This is a genomic window from Pseudomonas sp. SAR267, from assembly GCF_052077595.1.
Taxonomy (GTDB): domain Bacteria; phylum Pseudomonadota; class Gammaproteobacteria; order Pseudomonadales; family Pseudomonadaceae; genus Aquipseudomonas; species Aquipseudomonas vlassakiae.
Window position 1 is genome coordinate 2,678,857 of sequence record NZ_JBQIHU010000001.1, and the last position, 15,605, is coordinate 2,694,461.

The following is a 15,605-nucleotide window of genomic DNA, read 5'->3' on the forward strand; positions in this document are numbered from 1 at the left end:
GTAGACAAGAGCAGGTCGAGCGACGCTGCGGTCACGCTCTAGACCGATACGAAGGCCAAAGATTCACTGAGCCAGCAGAATAGCTGCCAGTCCTCTGTCCAACTGTAGACGGTCCGTGGAACACTGCCGTTCAATCGGTGATTATCGTCTTCGCCCACCTTTACCGATGTTTGCCACCGGTTTCTGTCGACCGATGTCCTGCGGTGTCAGGCCCAACCCTGCTATTATCGGCGCCACTTTTTCGTTCACGCCTGCATAGAGTGAATCCATGAGCACCGACAAGACCAATCAGTCCTGGGGCGGCCGCTTCAGTGAGCCCGTCGACGCCTTCGTCGCCCGTTTCACCGCCTCGGTCGACTTCGACAAGCGCCTGTACCGCCACGACATCATGGGTTCGATCGCCCACGCCACCATGCTGGCGCAGGTCGGCGTCCTCAGCGATGCCGAGCGCGACACCATCATCGATGGCCTGAAAACCATCCAGGGCGAAATCGAGGCTGGCAGCTTCGACTGGCGTGTCGACCTCGAAGACGTGCACATGAACATCGAAGCACGCCTGACCGACCGTATCGGCATCACTGGCAAGAAGCTGCACACCGGCCGTAGCCGCAACGACCAGGTGGCCACCGACATCCGTCTGTGGCTGCGTGACGAGATCGACCTGATCCTGGCCGAGATCACCCGTCTGCAGCAGGGTCTGCTGGAGCAGGCCGAACGTGAAGCCGAAACCATCATGCCTGGCTTCACCCACCTGCAGACTGCCCAGCCGGTCACCTTCGGCCACCACCTGCTGGCCTGGTTCGAAATGCTCAGCCGCGACTACGAGCGCCTGGTCGACTGCCGCAAGCGCGCCAATCGCATGCCGTTGGGCAGTGCCGCGCTGGCCGGCACCACCTACCCTATCGACCGTGAGCTGACTTGCAAGCTGCTGGGCTTCGAAGCTGTGGCCGGCAACTCGCTGGACGGCGTCTCGGACCGTGACTTCGCCATCGAATTCTGCGCGGCCGCCAGCGTGGCAATGATGCACCTGTCGCGCTTCTCCGAAGAACTGGTGCTGTGGACCAGCGCCCAGTTCCAGTTCATCGACCTGCCTGATCGCTTCTGCACCGGCAGCTCGATCATGCCGCAGAAGAAGAACCCGGACGTACCGGAGCTGGTGCGCGGCAAGAGCGGCCGTGTATTCGGCGCCCTGACCGGCCTGCTGACCCTGATGAAAGGCCAGCCGCTGGCCTACAACAAGGACAACCAGGAAGACAAGGAGCCGCTGTTCGACGCCGCCGACACTCTGCGCGACTCGCTGCGCGCCTTTGCCGACATGATCCCGGCGATCAAGCCCAAGCACGCCATCATGCGCGAAGCGGCTCTGCGCGGTTTCTCCACCGCGACCGACCTGGCCGACTATCTGGTTCGCCGCGGCCTGCCGTTCCGTGATTGCCACGAGATCGTCGGCCACGCTGTGAAGTATGGCGTCGACACGGGCAAGGACCTGGCCGAAATGAGCCTGGACGAACTGCGCCAGTTCAGCGACCAGATCGAGCAGGACGTGTTTGCCGTGCTGACCCTGGAGGGGTCGGTGAATGCCCGTAACCACATCGGTGGTACCGCGCCAGCCCAGGTGCGTGCTGCCGTCGTTCGCGGCAAGGCCCTGCTGGCTTCGCGCTAAAGCCCATTGCGAGGGCTTCGCCCTCGTTTGCGGGCATGCCCGCTCCCACAGGTATGGTGCAAGACTCAGGCAATGCACAATCCATGTGGGAGCGGGCGCGCCCGCGAATGGGCTGCAAAGCAGCCCCCGGTCATTCAGCGCTTGCCGCTGCGTACCATCTCCAGGAAGGCCGGCATCGAGGCCTCCTTGTCCGCCACGATCCGCGCCATGTGCGGGTTCTCGCCCAGCAGTTGCAGCAACGCCTTGGCCTGCGGGAAGTCCGCCAGGAAGTCGATACCCAGCACTTTCTTGCCTACTGCGCACGCCAGGTCTACCGAGAAGCAGAACATCAGGTCGGCCAGGGTCAGTTGCTCCCCCGCCACATAAGGCGCGAAACGGCCATTGCGCTTGAGCGTGGCAAACCCCGCCAGCAAGTCGGTACGCGCGCGCTCCTTGACCAGCGGCTCCACCGGCATGCCGAAGAACGACTCGCCGTAGCAGGTACGCGCCGGCAGCTCGATGTACAGTTCGATTTCCTTCAGCAGTTCGCGCACCTTGGCCTGGCCGAACGGGTCGCTGGGCAGCAGCGCCTTGCCACCTTGGGTCTGCTCGATATAGTCGAGTATTACGCTGGTTTCGCTGAGGAAGCCGTGTTCGGTTTGCAGCACCGGTACCTTGCCCCGCGGGCTGACTTCCAGCGCCTGCGGTGCCTGCCCGCCGTAGAAGGTGACTTCCTCGAAAGGCAGGCCTTTTTCCAGCAGGGCCAGCTTGACCATGTTGTAGTAGTTGCTGACCGAAAATCCGTGAAGCTTGAGCATGGGGTTACAGCCTCCAGGCCGTGTGGGGATGGCTCGGCTGTTATAGACGCTACGCCGACGCCTGACCAGCGTCATGCACCCGGTCGATGACCGGGCATTGCCGGCGCGGGCATGGCAAACTGTGCATCCCACCACAGGAGTAGCGCCATGAGCGAACACGACGAAATCGACAATGACGACGAAGCCTTCGCCGAAGCGACGCTGACCGAAGCCATCGAAAACCAGATCGAAAGCGGCGAGCCGCCAGCGGCCAAGGCCACCTTCAACAAACTGACCCTGGTCGGCTATGAGCGCGAAGACATCCTCAACCTCATGGCCCACGTTCTGGCCTTCGAGATCGACAACATGCTTCAGGAAGACCGCGCATTCAACGGCGAGTGGTATGAGATCGCCCTGCGTGCCCTGCCCGAGCTGCCGCCTGAGATGGGTCAAAGCGACGACGAATAACCCGACTACACTCTTGAATCAGGCACCGCTGGCGGTGCCGTCATCCTTGTCTGGAAGTCAGGAGTCGCCATGTCTTTTACCCCCGAACTGATCGCCGAACTGGAAGTGCTCGCCCTGTTCAACCTGGACAACCACCAGGAAGGCATCAAAGTTCACAGCGACGCGGCGCCCGCCCAGATCGCTGCGGCCAAGCGCCTTCATGAAAAAGGACTCACCGACCAGCCCGATGGTGGCTACCTCACCAGCCTCGGGATTGATGCGGCTGAAAGCGTCCAACAGTTGCTTAGCATCCTCAAATCCACACAGCCCGCTTGATTCTGTACCGGCCTCTTCGCGGGCACGCCCGCTCCCACAGGTTATGCACCGCTCTCAAGTACGGCGCAGTACCCGTGGGAGCGGGCTTGCCCGCGAAGAGGCCAGAACAGGCGCTATTAAAATGACGTCAAAAACCCAATTGACGCTTATCCGACTGCCCCACTCAGGCTAAACTCGCCACAGCTTTCCTGGCCCGCCCTGAGTGTGCAATGAACCACCCCCACGAAATCCGCCCTGACCTGGACGAAGGCATCGACCGCAAGGTGCTGGCGACATTGCGTGCGCGCTTTCTGCACATCAACCAGTGCCGGCTAGAACGCGCAATGGAGGGCCTGTCGAGCCGCCAGCAGCTGGTCCTGACCCTGCTGCCGCTGCTGTTCCACGTCAACCACCCGCTGTTGCCCGGTTACGTATCCGGCGCCACACCGGCCGGGGTGGCGGGGTTCGAGCCGGATGCCGAACAGGTCGCCGATGCCCAGCGCCTGGCTCGCTCGTTCGCCTACAAAACCCGTCATGGCAACCCGCCACGCCCGATCCACGGCCTGTTCCTGATGGGCAGTCTCGGTACGCTGGCCCAGGCCGAACAGAGCGACATGGACCTCTGGGTATGCCATGCCCCTGGCCTGAGCGAGGCCGAGCGCGAAGAGTTGCGCCGCAAGTGCCAGCTGCTGGAGGCCTGGGCAGCCAGCCAGGGTGCCGAGGCGCACTTCTTCCTGATCGACCCGCAAAGTTTTGCCCAGGGCCTGCGCGACAGCCAGCTCAGCTCCGACGACTGCGGCACTACGCAACATTTCCTGCTGCTCGACGAGTTCTATCGCACCGCCATCTGGCTGGCCGGGCGAACGCCGCTGTGGTGGCTGGTGCCGGTCTATGAAGAGCACAACTATCAGGCCTACACCGAGACCCTGCTGTCCAAGCGTTTCATCCGCAACCAGGACGCCCTGGACCTCGGCAACCTTGCCCATATTCCACCAGGCGAGTACCTCGGCGCCGGGCTTTGGCAGTTGTTCAAGGGCATCGATTCGCCCTACAAGTCACTGCTCAAGCTGCTGCTGACCGAAGTCTATGCCAGCGAGCACCCGACCGTGCGCTGCCTGTGCCTGGACTATAAACAGGCGGTGTTCGCCAACCGTCTGAACCTCGACGAACTCGACCCCTATGTGATGGTGTACCGGCGCATCGAGCGCTATCTGCAGCAACGCGGTGAAACCGCTCGGCTCGAGCTGGTCAGGCGCAGCCTTTACCTCAAGGTCAACAAGAAGCTGAGTGGCCTGGACCGCAGCCGTAACAACGGCTGGCAGCGCCAACTGTTGCAGCGCCTTACCGATGAGTGGGGCTGGGACGAACGCCAGCTGGTCATGCTCGACAGCCGCAGCCAATGGAAGGTGCGCCAGGTCGCCCTCGAACGCCGTGAGCTGGTGGCGGAGCTCAACCATAGCTATCGCTTTCTCGGCCAGTTCGCGCAAAACCAGGGTGCCACCAGCCGCGCCGACCAGCGTGACCTGAATGTCCTGGGCCGGCGCCTGTACGCCGCCTTCGAACGCCGCGCCGGCAAGATCGAAGTGATCAACCCGGGCATTGCCCCGGACATTGCCGAAGATACCTTGACGCTGGTGCAGTCCCCGAACCGCAAGGAGCCTGGCAGCCATCACTGGGGCCTCTACAACGGCAACCTGGGCGTATACGAATGGGAGCATTTCAGCCCGATCAAGCGCTGCCGTGAACTGCTCGAGCTGCTGACCTGGGCCCACCGCAATGGCGTCATCGACCACACCACGCGCCTGGCGCTGCACCCCGGCGACAGCGACCTCAGCGAATTCGAGCTGTTCAACCTGCTGGGCAGCCTGCAGCAGAGCATCCCGCTGCCACTGGCCAGCGTCAGCGAAGCGCGCCTGCTGCAACCGAGCGTGGCTGACGAGATCCTGCTGCTGGTCAATGTCGGCGTCGATCCACTGCGTCATCACCGGGACCTGAACATCCTGATGACCACCGAGCGCACCGATTCGTTGAGCTATGCCGGTGTGCGCGAGAACCTGGTGCTGACGCTTGATCAGGTCACCCTCAACAGCTGGAACGAAGTGCTGGTGCAGCGCTACGACGGCGAGCACGCGCTGCTGCGCTGCCTGCGTGACTTCCTCAACAGCCTCGGCCAGCGCAGCCACCGCCCGCAGGTGCGGGTGCGCTGCTTCTGCCACAACCGCGCCCAGGCCATCAGCCAGCGGGTCGAGGAAATCTTCGACACTGCGCAACTGCTGCTCGACCAGGGGCTGAATCACCGCTACCTGCTGCAAGTGGCACAGTACACTCACGTGCTGGAACTGTTGCCAGGCCAGGTTAGCCTGGCGACCCTGTCCGAACATGGCGCCGTGCTCGATCACCTGGGTGAAGTGCGCAGCCACTACAGCCCGTTGCACCTGGATGGCAATGCACTGCAAGACTACGACTTGCCCCTGGTGCTGGAACAAGGCCGGCGTAATTGCATCCAGGTGTTCTACCGCCTGCTCGACGGCTGGGCCGACCTGTACGTGCTGGACGAGTACAACGCCCTGTGGCAACAGCGCCTGCCAATGTTTGACGAAAGTCACCTGCTGCTGCCGTTGCAACGCTTTCTGCGTTCGGTGGTGGTGCGCCACGATGCCCGCCTTCCACTCGACCATCTGCCACAGGCTTCACTGGCTATCCACTATGCCCAGCTGCTGCCTTCCGGCCCGGGCAACGCGCGCACCATCGAGCCGCGCCCGGCGCCCAGCGCTGGCGTCGACCAGCCATATTATGAGGTTCAGGCCATTTTGCAGGCCGGCACGGGGAATGGGGTGCATGTGACGCTGTATTGCGACCAGCAGGAGTTTTCCGAGCTGGAGCATGGCGACCAACTGTATGAGGTGGTCGCCCGGCAGATCCTTGGCCAGCGGCGTAGCGCCGGGCATTACCGCTGCTACATCACCGACCTGGACCTGTCCGAGCTGCTCGAAGATGAGCAGGGGTCGACCAGCCTGTACCTGCGCTACAAGCGCGAGCTGGAACAGGCGCTGAATGATGGATTGGCGAAGTTGCAGGCTAAGGTGGAGCCTTGAGGATGCCGGGGCTGCTTCGCAGCCCTTTCGCGACACAAGGCCGCTCCTACAGGAGATCGGGTATTCCTGTAGGAGCGGCCTTGTGTCGCGAAAGGGCCGCAAAGCGGCCCCGGGGATTTCAGAGGTCGAAATCGCCAGCCGCTTCTGGCTGGTATTCAACTTCCAGCAACTTCAGCTTGAGCGTCTTGCCTCCGGGAGCCGGCCAGTCGATCTGCTCGCCCACCGACAAGCCCAGCAGCGCACAACCGATTGGCGCGAGGATCGAAACCGTGCCTTCTCCACCGGCATCTTTCGGATACACCAGGGTCAGGTGGTAGTCCTTGCCACTGGCCTCTTCACGGCAATGCACCCTCGAGTTCATGGTCACCACTCCGGCGGGCACTTCCTCATGGCCGACCACCTGAGCGGCACGGTCCAGCTCCTCCTGCAAGGCGAGCACACCCGGCGTATTCTCGTCGAGGCTGTCGATCAGGCGCTCGAGACGTTGTACGTCCAATCGGGTGAGGATGAGGGAAGGCTTGGTGCTCATGATCCAGTCAGACTCCTTTGAACAGGCGGTTTGCTGCGGGCAGATAAAGCAAAACCCCGCCCAAGGGCGGGGTTTGTGGATGCTTTTGCGTCACCGACGCACAACCCGACACTACCACAGCCGGGCAAATACTCAAGCCCGTGCGCGCAGCGCCTCGGCTTCGCGGCAGATCTGCCGGCGCCGTTCGTCGTCGGCCGAGCGCCATTCGCGAATGTGCTCGACATGCCGGTGGCAGCCGGTGCATACCCGCTGCTCATCCAGCCGGCAGACGCTGATGCAGGGCGACGGCACCGCCGGGCTGACGTTGCTGTACAGCGGCTTGGGTGGCCGCGCCTGGCTGGTCATGTCAGATCTCGTCGAAGTCCAGCTTCTCGCCGGCCCGCTCCCAGACGATACGCTCGAGCATTTCGTTCAGCAGTTCTTCGCTCTTCTCGCACACCCACTTGCCGCTTTCCTCGTCGTAGTCGAAGTGGAAGCCGCCGGAACGGTCGGCCAGCCACAGCTGGCGCAACGGCTCCTGGCGACTGAAGATCAGCTGTGCGCCGCCTTCGAACTGGACGGTCAGCACGCCGCCAGAATTTTCCATGTCCAGGTCCAGGCCGCTCTCGTCGAACAAGTCTTCCAGGGCCTGTTGGGTCGCGTCGACCAGATCATGGAAACGCGCTTCGCTCAAACTCATTGCAGGAACCTCGAATTGGCTGCTTTACGGGCAAGCCGGCAAGATACGGGCGCCGGGCCATGAATGCAAAGGTTTAGCCCCGCTCGCCACCGGCCCGATTACCGTGGCGAGGGCCCCTAAGCATAGCCCGCCCGACGGACCGGCTCTTGCATAGGCAATCCGCCGGTCGCTCGGTATACTCGGGCGCAATACTGCATATTTCAAAGGATTTCACCCATGAAGCGCCTGATTTCCTCGCTCGCGGCGCTGGTCGCGGTTGCCTGCCTCGTTTCGGCCTGCGGTCAGAAGGGCCCCCTGTACCTGCCAGAAGACGGCAAGGACGGCAAAGGCCCGAAAAAGTCGCACCAGCACCAGCATGCTCCAGCGGTCCAGCCGCAGGAAGAGCAGCCAATCCAGCCCGAGCAGACGCCAGAGCAGTAAGGAATTCAGATGAACGCTTTCAACTACCGCGACGGTGAACTGTTCGCGGAGGGCGTCGCCCTGTCGGCCATCGCCGAACGTTTCGGCACCCCGACCTACGTGTACTCGCGCGCCCACATCGAAGCCCAGTACCGCAGCTACACCGATGCCCTGCAAGGTACCGATCACCTGGTCTGCTTCGCCGTCAAGGCCAACTCCAACCTTGGCGTACTGAACGTCCTGGCGCGCCTGGGCGCAGGCTTCGACATCGTCTCCGGCGGTGAGCTGGAGCGCGTGCTGGCCGCTGGCGGGCGCGCCGATCGCGTAGTCTTCTCCGGCGTCGGCAAGACCCGTGAAGACATGCGCCGCGCCCTGGAAGTCGGCGTGCACTGCTTCAACGTCGAGTCCACCGACGAACTCGAACGCCTGCAAGTGGTAGCCGCCGAGATGGGCAAGGTTGCGCCGATCTCGCTGCGCGTGAACCCGGACGTCGATGCCGGCACTCACCCGTACATCTCCACCGGCCTCAAAGAGAACAAGTTCGGCATCGCCATCGCCGACGCCGAAGCCATCTACGTGCGCGCCGCGCAGCTGCCGAACCTGGACGTGGTCGGTGTCGACTGCCACATCGGTTCGCAGCTGACCACTGTCGACCCGTTCCTCGATGCCCTCGACCGCCTGCTGGCCCTGGTCGACCGCCTGGCCGAGTGCGGCATCCACCTGCGCCACCTGGACCTGGGTGGCGGCGTTGGCGTGCGCTATCGCGACGAAGAGCCGCCGCTGGTGGCCGACTACATCAAGGCCATCCGTGAGCGGGTCGGCAGCCGTGACCTGGCGCTGGTGTTCGAGCCAGGCCGCTATATCGTGGCCAACGCCGGTGCCCTGCTGACCCGCGTGGAATACCTCAAGCACACCGAACACAAGGACTTCGCCATCATCGATGCAGCGATGAACGACCTGATCCGCCCGGCCCTGTACCAGGCCTGGATGGGCGTCAGCGCGGTCACGCCGCGGGCGGGCGAAGGCCGTGCCTATGACCTGGTAGGCCCGATCTGCGAAACCGGCGACTTCCTCGCCAAGGACCGCGTGCTGAACCTGGCCGAAGGTGACCTGCTGGCCGTACAGTCGGCGGGCGCCTATGGTTTCGTCATGAGCTCGAACTACAACACCCGTGGCCGTTGTGCGGAAATCCTGGTCGACGGCGACCAGGCTTTCGAAGTCCGCCGCCGCGAGACCATCGCCGAACTGTACGCTGGCGAAAGCCTGCTGCCGGAGTGAGCCCATGCTGCTGCGCTTTACCAAGATGCATGGGCTGGGCAACGACTTCATGGTCCTCGACCTGGTCAGCCAGCACGCGCACATCCAGCCCAAGCACGCCAAGCAATGGGGTGACCGCCACACCGGTATCGGCTTCGACCAGCTGCTGATCGTCGAGGCGCCGAGCAACCCGGAAGTGGACTTCCGCTACCGGATCTTCAACGCCGACGGCTCCGAGGTCGAGCAGTGCGGCAACGGCGCGCGCTGCTTTGCCCGCTTCGTGCTGGACAAGCGCCTGACCGCGAAAAAGCGCATCCGCGTGGAAACCAAGGGCGGCATCATCGAGCTGGACGTGCAGAACGACGGCCAGGTGTGTGTCGACATGGGCCCGCCGCGCTTCGTCCCGGCAGAAATCCCCTTCATTGCCGATGAACAGGCAGTGAACTACCCGCTGGAGGTAGACGGCCAGGTGTATTCGATTGCCGCCGTGTCCATGGGCAACCCGCATGCCGTGCTGCGCGTCGATGATGTGCACACCGCGCCGGTCCATGAGCTTGGCCCGAAAATCGAAAACCACCCGCGCTTCCCGCAGCGGGTGAATGCCGGCTTCCTCCAGGTCATCGACCGCCATCGCGCCAACCTGAGGGTGTGGGAGCGTGGTGCCGGCGAGACCCAGGCCTGTGGCACCGGCGCCTGCGCCGCAGCCGTCGCCGCCATCAGCCAGGGCTGGATGGACTCTCCGGTGTCCCTCGACCTGCCAGGTGGCCGCCTGCACATCGAATGGGCCGGCCCTGGCAAGCCCGTGTTGATGACAGGCCCAGCCGTACGCGTCTTCGAAGGACAGGTTCGTCTCTAAGCGAGTAACCGCCATGACCGATCAGCCAGTACCCCAGCAGCCCGATGAGCTCGATGCCGATGCGGTGGTCGCCTACCTGCGCGCCCACCCCACCTTCTTCGCCGAGCACGACGAGCTGTTGATCGACCAACGCATCCCCCACCAGCGCGGTGACAGCGTGTCGCTGGTGGAACGCCAGCTCAAGCTGCTGCGCGACCGCAACATCGAGATGCGCCATCGCCTGTCACAACTGATGGATGTGGCCCGGGACAACGACCGTTTGTTCGACAAGACCCGTCGGCTGATCCTCGACCTGCTCGATGCCGGCAGCCTGGAAGAAGTGGTGATGGCCGTCGAAGACAGCCTGCGCCAGGAATTCCAGGTGCCTTTCGTCAGCCTGATCCTGTTCGGCGACAACGCAGCGCCCGTAGGCCGTTGGGTCAGCAATGCCGAAGCTCAGCAAGCCATCGGTGGCCTGCTGGGCGGTGGCAAGACGGTCAGCGGCAATCTGCGCGAGCACGAGCTGGCCTTCCTGTTCGGCAAGGAGCAGCAGCAGGAGGTCGGCTCCAGTGCGGTTGCCGCCCTCGAATATCAAGGGCTGCATGGCGTGCTGGCGATCGGCAGCCGCGACCCGCAGCACTACAAGAGCAGCGTCGGCACCTTGTTCCTCGGCTACATCGCCGAAGTGCTTGGCCGCGTGGTGCCGCGCGTGACCCAGACCCTGCGTCCGGTGCGCTGATGGAACGCCAGCTGGAGGCTTATTGCGCACACCTGCGCAACGAGCGCCAGGTGTCCGAACACACCCTGCTGGCTTATCGCCGCGACCTCGACAAGGTCATCGAATATTGCAATAGCCAAGGCATCGCCGGCTGGGGCGCCCTGCAGATTCAGCAGCTGCGCCAGCTTATCGCCCGTTTGCACCATCACGGCCAGTCCTCGCGCAGCCTGGCGCGATTGCTGTCGGCGGTGCGCGGCCTGTACCGCTACCTCAATCGCGAAGGCCTGTGCCAGCACGACCCGGCCAACGGCCTGAGCGCGCCCAAGGGCGAACGCCGGCTGCCCAAGGTGCTGGACACCGACCGAGCCCTGCAGCTGCTCGATGGCGGCGTCGATGACGACTTTATCGCCCGCCGTGACCAGGCCATCCTCGAATTGTTCTATTCCTCCGGCCTGCGCCTGTCCGAACTGAACAACCTCGACCTCGAGCAGCTCGACCTGGCTGCCGGCCTGGTGCAAGTACTTGGGAAGGGCAGCAAGACCCGCGTATTACCGGTCGGGCGCAAGGCCCGTGAGGCGTTGCAGGCCTGGTTCAAGCTGCGTGGCATCGGCGCGCCGCGTGACAGCGCCGTATTCATCACCCGCCAGGGCAATCGCATGAGCCCACGCGCCATCCAACTGCGGGTCAAGGCTGCCGGCGAGCGCGAGCTTGGCCAGCACCTGCACCCGCACATGCTTCGCCACTCCTTCGCCAGCCACGTGCTGGAATCGTCCCAGGACCTGCGTGCGGTGCAGGAAATGCTCGGCCACGCCGACATCAGCACCACGCAGATCTACACCCACCTGGACTTCCAGCACCTGGCAGCGGTGTACGACAGTGCCCACCCTCGGGCCAAACGCAGCAAAGGCACAGACTCATGAGCATCAAGCTGATCACCTTCGACCTCGACGACACGCTGTGGGACACCGCGCCCGTGATTGCCAGTGCCGAGGTCGTGCTGCGCGACTGGCTCGAAGCCAACGCGCCAGTCCTCGGCGGCGTGCCGGTGGAACACTTGTTCGCCATTCGCGAACGCCTGGTGCAAGCCGAGCCGGGCCTCAAGCACCGCATCAGCGCCCTGCGCCGACGTGTGCTGTTCCAAGCCCTGGAGGAAGTCGGCTACAGCGAGAAGCAGGCGCAGGAGCTGGCGAACGAGGGCTTTGAAGTTTTCCTGCATGCGCGCCACCAGATCGAAGTGTTCCCTGAGGTACAGCCGGTACTGGAGATCCTGCGCCATCACTACACATTGGGCGTGGTCACCAACGGCAACGCCGATATACGCCGACTGGGGCTGGCGGATTACTTCCGCTTTGCCCTTTGTGCGGAGGACCTGGGCATCGGCAAGCCGGACCCGGCACCGTTCATGGAGGCCCTCAAGCTCGGCGAGGTCGAGGCCAGTGCGGCAGTGCACATCGGCGACCACCCGGGCGATGACATTGCCGGGGCCCAACGCGCCGGTTTGCGCGCCGTATGGTTCAACCCGCAGGGCAAGGCCTGGGCTGGCGACCGGGCGCCGGATGCAGAGATCCAGCGTTTGTCCCAGCTGCCTGACATTCTGGCCAGCTGGCGCTGACATTGTGGGAGCGGCCTTGCCGGGGCGCTCCCACACAGACCGCGTAACCCTGAAAGACAGGCACAAAAAAGCCCGCAGCGACGGCGGGCTTTTTTGCACTCAGCCACTCAGATAGGGCGGCTGCCGTACTTGTTGTCCGGCTTCTTGGGCGGGTCGGCGACCACGTTGGCCTCGACTTCCTGCACCTTGCCACCGCGCGAAAGAAATTCTTCCATCGCCTTGGCCAGGGCATCACGCTCCTTCTGCTTGGCTTCCATGCTCGGCATCTCGTCTACCGAGACAGCGGCCTTGGATTTGCCCTTGGCAGTCGGTGCCGGGCTGCTGTCGTCATCGCCAGCATCTTCCACGCCATCGTCAGCCGCCGCTTCGAGGCCTTCATCAGCCTCGTCTTCGTCGCCTACTTCGAGGTCATCATTTTCCAGATCGTCGTCGCTCATGTTCTACCTCATGACTTGCGAAAAGCAGGTTAGTTATAGACCGGTGCAGCCGTAGACCGGCAGCCACCAGTGAAAATTCAACTGGCCGTGGGTTAGGCCACTGCCCTTGGGTCGGCGCTCCTGATGGGAGGCGGCACCCAGCAGGCCCTACTCCTGGCAAGACCTGACAAATCCTTGAACCCTGCTGGCCACACGCTATTGGCAAGCCTAGCAAAGGCTGGAGAAGCGTGGGGGCTACTCACCCAACACTCTTTGGCGCGCATTCTAGCGCGCTCGTGGAAAAAGCAAAGCACCATAAATGCCCGAAGACTTGTAAGTTTTTGGCCTGCGTCGCGAACGTGAGTGATAAACCGTTTGCACTGCGCGAAATCGCAAAAAACAGACAAAAAAATGCCCGGCGAACCGGGCAAGTTTTACCAGCGTCGCGGTTACAGGTTGTAGCCGCGTTCGTTGTGCTGAGCCAGGTCGAGGCCGACCGACTCTTCTTCTTCGTTGACCCGCAGGCCCATGACCACATCCAGCACCTTGAGGATCACGTAGGTGACGATGGCGGTATAAACCACGGTGAAGATCACGCCCTTGGCCTGAACCCAGACCTGGGCACCGATATCGGTGACTGCACCGAAGCCGCCCAGGGCCGGTGCTGCGAACACGCCGGTCAGGATGGCACCGATGATGCCGCCGACGCCGTGCACGCCGAAGGCGTCCAGGGAGTCGTCATAACCCAGCTTGCGCTTGAGGGTGGTGGCGCAGAAGTAGCAGATCACACCGGAGATCAGACCTATCACCAGAGCGCCCATAGGGCCCACGGTCCCAGCGGCTGGCGTGATGGCGACCAGGCCGGCGACCACACCCGAGGCGATGCCCAGGGCACTGGGTTTGCCGTGGAAGATCCACTCGGCGAACATCCAGCCCAGCGCAGCGGCAGCGGTGGCAATCTGGGTCACCAGCATGGCCATGCCGGCAGTGCCGTTGGCGGCGGCGGCGGAACCGGCGTTGAAGCCAAACCAGCCGATCCACAGCATGGCCGCGCCCATCAAGGTGTAGCCCAGGTTGTGCGGAGCCATCGGGGTGGTCGGGTAGCCTTTGCGCTTGCCCATCACCAGGCAGCAGACCAGGCCAGCGATACCGGCGTTGATGTGCACCACGGTGCCGCCAGCGAAGTCGAGCACGCCCCAGTCCCACAGCAGCGCGCCGTCACCACTCCAGACCATGTGCGCGATCGGGGCGTAGACCAGGGTGAACCAGATACCCATGAACACCAGCATCGCCGAAAACTTCATGCGCTCGGCAAAGGCACCGACGATCAGTGCCGGGGTGATGATGGCGAAGGTCATCTGGAAGGTGATGAACACTGCCTCAGGGAACAGTGCAGTGGCCGAAGTCAGGTTGGCCGGCGTGACGCCGCTCAGGAACGCCTTGGAGAAGCCGCCGACGAACGAATTGAAGTTGAGCACGCCTTTTTCCATACCGGTGGTATCGAAGGCCATGCTGTAGCCATAAATGACCCAGAGGATGCTGATCAGGCCAGTGATGGCAAAGCACTGCATCATCACCGACAGCACGTTCTTGGAACGCACCATGCCGCCGTAGAAAAGGGCCAGACCTGGAATGGTCATGAACAGCACCAGCGCTGTCGAGGTGAGCATCCAGGCGGTGTCGCCGGAGTTCAGCGCTGGGGCAGCTGCTTCCTCTGCCAGGGCGAGCCCGGGCATTACGAGGGACAATAGGGCTCCTAGCCCTGCGATCTTACGCAGAGTCATGTTGTTTTCTCCTGGGGCGTTGGGTTTGGTGAGGCTTTTTCGGCGCTTAGATCGCGTCGGTATCGGTTTCGCCGGTACGGATGCGGATCGCCTGCTCCAGATTCACCACGAAGATCTTGCCGTCACCGATCTTGCCGGTGTTGGCCGCCTTGGTGATGGCTTCGATCACTCGATCAAGGTCCTTGTCGTCGATGGCGACGTCGATCTTCACTTTGGGCAGGAAGTCGACCACATATTCCGCGCCGCGATACAGCTCGGTGTGGCCCTTCTGCCGGCCGAAACCTTTGACTTCGGTGACGGTAATGCCCTGCACGCCGATTTCCGACAGCGACTCGCGCACGTCGTCCAGCTTGAACGGCTTGATGATGGCTGTGACTAGCTTCATGAAACTCTCTCCCGATTTGGTGGACTTGCCCCAGGAAAACAAACCCGTCTCAAGTCTAAGCGCAGCGGTTGGCTTTGTAACGCGTCGTCGGCATCCGGCTCCGCGTGCGCACTGCCTGGTCACAAGGAACTGCATCAGTGCATGGCTCGTACAGGTCTTTGCAGAAACCTTGCCAGTTCCGTTAAACCGGCGGAAAACAGCGGGTTATGTGAATCAGTCGGGATTGGCCAGTCGCCAGCACGGCAATCATGCACAACTTCGGTGCAGGCGGACTTGGCCAACTGCTCAAAAAGCGTGCAGTGGCCCGCAGTCCAGGAAGCGGGTTGGCCCGTGCTACACTGCGGGCCATTTCTCAGTTTCAGTGGACAGCCGAACATGCTCGCGCCCAAAGCCCTTCTCGACGCCCTGAGCGACCAGGCCTCGCGCCTGTTCAGCAGCGATACCGCCCAGCCCCGCGCCGAACTGGAAAGCCAGTTCAAAGTATTGATGCAAGGGGCCTTCAGCAAGCTGGACCTGGTCAGCCGCGAGGAATTCGACAGTCAGATGGTCGTCCTGGCCCGCACCCGCGCCCGACTCGAAGCCCTGGAAAAGCAAGTGGCTGAACTGGAAGCCCGGCTGCCAAGCGCTGCGCAGGAATGACAATCGCCAAGCAAGACGTCCGGTAAAACACGGGGGCTGCATTGCAGCACCCGTTT

General features: G+C 63.0%; 18 protein-coding genes. 11 read left to right on the forward strand and 7 right to left on the reverse strand.

Annotated elements, in window-relative coordinates; genetic code table 11:
- Positions 1–268: 268 nt before the first annotated feature.
- Positions 269–1,663 (forward strand): argininosuccinate lyase, encoded by a 1,395-nt coding sequence (argH, locus tag ACTORR_RS12890; RefSeq protein ID WP_027916957.1) that lies wholly within the window; start codon positions 269–271, stop codon positions 1,661–1,663.
- A 134-nt stretch (positions 1,664–1,797) separates the two neighbouring features.
- Here argH and ACTORR_RS12895 read toward each other — a convergent pair whose 3' ends face one another.
- Complete coding sequence (locus ACTORR_RS12895) at positions 1,798–2,460, reverse strand: glutathione S-transferase (RefSeq protein WP_313364690.1); 663 nt, start codon at positions 2,458–2,460, stop codon at positions 1,798–1,800.
- A gap of 147 nt (positions 2,461–2,607) precedes the next feature.
- On the opposite strand from ACTORR_RS12895, the gene ACTORR_RS12900 reads away from it, so the two are divergent.
- From ACTORR_RS12900 to ACTORR_RS12910, 3 genes are all read left to right on the forward strand, one after another.
- A complete protein-coding gene (locus tag ACTORR_RS12900) occupies positions 2,608–2,907 on the forward strand; it encodes a hypothetical protein (protein WP_313364691.1) in 300 nt (99 codons plus the stop codon).
- Between the two features lie 69 nt (positions 2,908–2,976).
- Positions 2,977–3,222: a TIGR02647 family protein gene (locus ACTORR_RS12905; protein WP_313364692.1), complete on the forward strand. Its 246-nt coding sequence runs from the start codon at positions 2,977–2,979 to the stop codon at positions 3,220–3,222.
- A 209-nt stretch (positions 3,223–3,431) separates the two neighbouring features.
- Positions 3,432–6,296 (forward strand): class I adenylate cyclase, encoded by a 2,865-nt coding sequence (locus ACTORR_RS12910; protein WP_313364693.1) that lies wholly within the window; start codon positions 3,432–3,434, stop codon positions 6,294–6,296.
- A 118-nt stretch (positions 6,297–6,414) separates the two neighbouring features.
- Here the strand turns inward: ACTORR_RS12910 and rnk are convergent, their stop codons facing one another.
- The 3 genes from rnk to cyaY form a co-directional block, all read right to left on the reverse strand.
- Complete coding sequence (rnk, locus tag ACTORR_RS12915; protein WP_099813892.1) at positions 6,415–6,825, reverse strand: nucleoside diphosphate kinase regulator; 411 nt, start codon at positions 6,823–6,825, stop codon at positions 6,415–6,417.
- A gap of 132 nt (positions 6,826–6,957) precedes the next feature.
- Complete coding sequence (locus ACTORR_RS12920; RefSeq protein WP_054886457.1) at positions 6,958–7,170, reverse strand: DUF1289 domain-containing protein; 213 nt, start codon at positions 7,168–7,170, stop codon at positions 6,958–6,960.
- 1 nt (position 7,171) lies between these two features.
- Positions 7,172–7,504, reverse strand: coding sequence for an iron donor protein CyaY (gene cyaY / locus ACTORR_RS12925; RefSeq protein WP_313364694.1), 333 nt, complete (start codon positions 7,502–7,504; stop codon positions 7,172–7,174).
- Between the two features lie 216 nt (positions 7,505–7,720).
- Between cyaY and lptM the strand changes: the two genes are divergently transcribed.
- Genes lptM through ACTORR_RS12955 form a run of 6 tightly spaced genes read left to right on the forward strand, consistent with a single transcriptional unit; the run spans position 7,721 to position 12,325 of the window.
- Complete coding sequence (gene lptM / locus ACTORR_RS12930; RefSeq protein ID WP_054886459.1) at positions 7,721–7,924, forward strand: LPS translocon maturation chaperone LptM; 204 nt, start codon at positions 7,721–7,723, stop codon at positions 7,922–7,924.
- Between the two features lie 9 nt (positions 7,925–7,933).
- Positions 7,934–9,181, forward strand: a complete 1,248-nt coding sequence (lysA, locus tag ACTORR_RS12935) for a diaminopimelate decarboxylase (protein ID WP_054886460.1) — start codon at positions 7,934–7,936, stop codon at positions 9,179–9,181.
- 4 nt (positions 9,182–9,185) lie between these two features.
- Complete coding sequence (dapF, locus tag ACTORR_RS12940) at positions 9,186–10,016, forward strand: diaminopimelate epimerase (RefSeq protein ID WP_054886461.1); 831 nt, start codon at positions 9,186–9,188, stop codon at positions 10,014–10,016.
- A gap of 13 nt (positions 10,017–10,029) precedes the next feature.
- Positions 10,030–10,734, forward strand: a complete 705-nt coding sequence (locus ACTORR_RS12945) for a DUF484 family protein (protein WP_054886462.1) — start codon at positions 10,030–10,032, stop codon at positions 10,732–10,734.
- Positions 10,734–11,633 carry a tyrosine recombinase XerC gene (xerC, locus tag ACTORR_RS12950; RefSeq protein ID WP_099813893.1) on the forward strand — a complete coding sequence of 300 codons (900 nt, stop codon included), beginning with the start codon at positions 10,734–10,736 and terminating at the stop codon, positions 11,631–11,633. Before ACTORR_RS12945 ends, xerC begins: the two co-directional genes overlap by 1 nt.
- Positions 11,630–12,325 carry an HAD family hydrolase gene (locus tag ACTORR_RS12955; RefSeq protein WP_313364724.1) on the forward strand — a complete coding sequence of 232 codons (696 nt, stop codon included), beginning with the start codon at positions 11,630–11,632 and terminating at the stop codon, positions 12,323–12,325. Before xerC ends, ACTORR_RS12955 begins: the two co-directional genes overlap by 4 nt.
- Before the next feature lie 107 nt (positions 12,326–12,432).
- Here ACTORR_RS12955 and sutA read toward each other — a convergent pair whose 3' ends face one another.
- The 3 genes from sutA to glnK form a co-directional block, all read right to left on the reverse strand.
- A complete protein-coding gene (sutA, locus tag ACTORR_RS12960) occupies positions 12,433–12,762 on the reverse strand; it encodes a transcriptional regulator SutA (protein ID WP_054886465.1) in 330 nt (109 codons plus the stop codon).
- Between the two features lie 428 nt (positions 12,763–13,190).
- Positions 13,191–14,525: an ammonium transporter gene (locus ACTORR_RS12965; RefSeq protein WP_054886466.1), complete on the reverse strand. Its 1,335-nt coding sequence runs from the start codon at positions 14,523–14,525 to the stop codon at positions 13,191–13,193.
- Positions 14,526–14,571: 46 nt separating this feature from the next.
- Positions 14,572–14,910: a P-II family nitrogen regulator gene (glnK, locus tag ACTORR_RS12970; protein ID WP_002555808.1), complete on the reverse strand. Its 339-nt coding sequence runs from the start codon at positions 14,908–14,910 to the stop codon at positions 14,572–14,574.
- Positions 14,911–15,285: 375 nt separating this feature from the next.
- On the opposite strand from glnK, the gene ACTORR_RS12975 reads away from it, so the two are divergent.
- Positions 15,286–15,549, forward strand: a complete 264-nt coding sequence (locus tag ACTORR_RS12975; protein WP_054886467.1) for an accessory factor UbiK family protein — start codon at positions 15,286–15,288, stop codon at positions 15,547–15,549.
- The last annotated feature ends 56 nt before the right edge of the window (positions 15,550–15,605 follow it).

Coding starts and splice junctions, on each gene's coding strand:
- glnK (WP_002555808.1), bottom strand. CDS start 14,910: ATGAAGCTAGTCACAGCCATCATCAAGCCGTTCAAGCTGGACGACGTG.
- ACTORR_RS12945 (WP_054886462.1), top strand. CDS start 10,030: ATGACCGATCAGCCAGTACCCCAGCAGCCCGATGAGCTCGATGCCGAT.
- ACTORR_RS12955 (WP_313364724.1), top strand. CDS start 11,630: ATGAGCATCAAGCTGATCACCTTCGACCTCGACGACACGCTGTGGGAC.
- rnk (WP_099813892.1), bottom strand. CDS start 6,825: ATGAGCACCAAGCCTTCCCTCATCCTCACCCGATTGGACGTACAACGT.
- lptM (WP_054886459.1), top strand. CDS start 7,721: ATGAAGCGCCTGATTTCCTCGCTCGCGGCGCTGGTCGCGGTTGCCTGC.
- ACTORR_RS12975 (WP_054886467.1), top strand. CDS start 15,286: ATGCTCGCGCCCAAAGCCCTTCTCGACGCCCTGAGCGACCAGGCCTCG.
- lysA (WP_054886460.1), top strand. CDS start 7,934: ATGAACGCTTTCAACTACCGCGACGGTGAACTGTTCGCGGAGGGCGTC.
- ACTORR_RS12920 (WP_054886457.1), bottom strand. CDS start 7,170: ATGACCAGCCAGGCGCGGCCACCCAAGCCGCTGTACAGCAACGTCAGC.
- ACTORR_RS12965 (WP_054886466.1), bottom strand. CDS start 14,525: ATGACTCTGCGTAAGATCGCAGGGCTAGGAGCCCTATTGTCCCTCGTA.
- ACTORR_RS12905 (WP_313364692.1), top strand. CDS start 2,977: ATGTCTTTTACCCCCGAACTGATCGCCGAACTGGAAGTGCTCGCCCTG.
- ACTORR_RS12895 (WP_313364690.1), bottom strand. CDS start 2,460: ATGCTCAAGCTTCACGGATTTTCGGTCAGCAACTACTACAACATGGTC.
- ACTORR_RS12910 (WP_313364693.1), top strand. CDS start 3,432: ATGAACCACCCCCACGAAATCCGCCCTGACCTGGACGAAGGCATCGAC.
- cyaY (WP_313364694.1), bottom strand. CDS start 7,504: ATGAGTTTGAGCGAAGCGCGTTTCCATGATCTGGTCGACGCGACCCAA.
- sutA (WP_054886465.1), bottom strand. CDS start 12,762: ATGAGCGACGACGATCTGGAAAATGATGACCTCGAAGTAGGCGACGAA.
- ACTORR_RS12900 (WP_313364691.1), top strand. CDS start 2,608: ATGAGCGAACACGACGAAATCGACAATGACGACGAAGCCTTCGCCGAA.
- argH (WP_027916957.1), top strand. CDS start 269: ATGAGCACCGACAAGACCAATCAGTCCTGGGGCGGCCGCTTCAGTGAG.
- dapF (WP_054886461.1), top strand. CDS start 9,186: ATGCTGCTGCGCTTTACCAAGATGCATGGGCTGGGCAACGACTTCATG.
- xerC (WP_099813893.1), top strand. CDS start 10,734: ATGGAACGCCAGCTGGAGGCTTATTGCGCACACCTGCGCAACGAGCGC.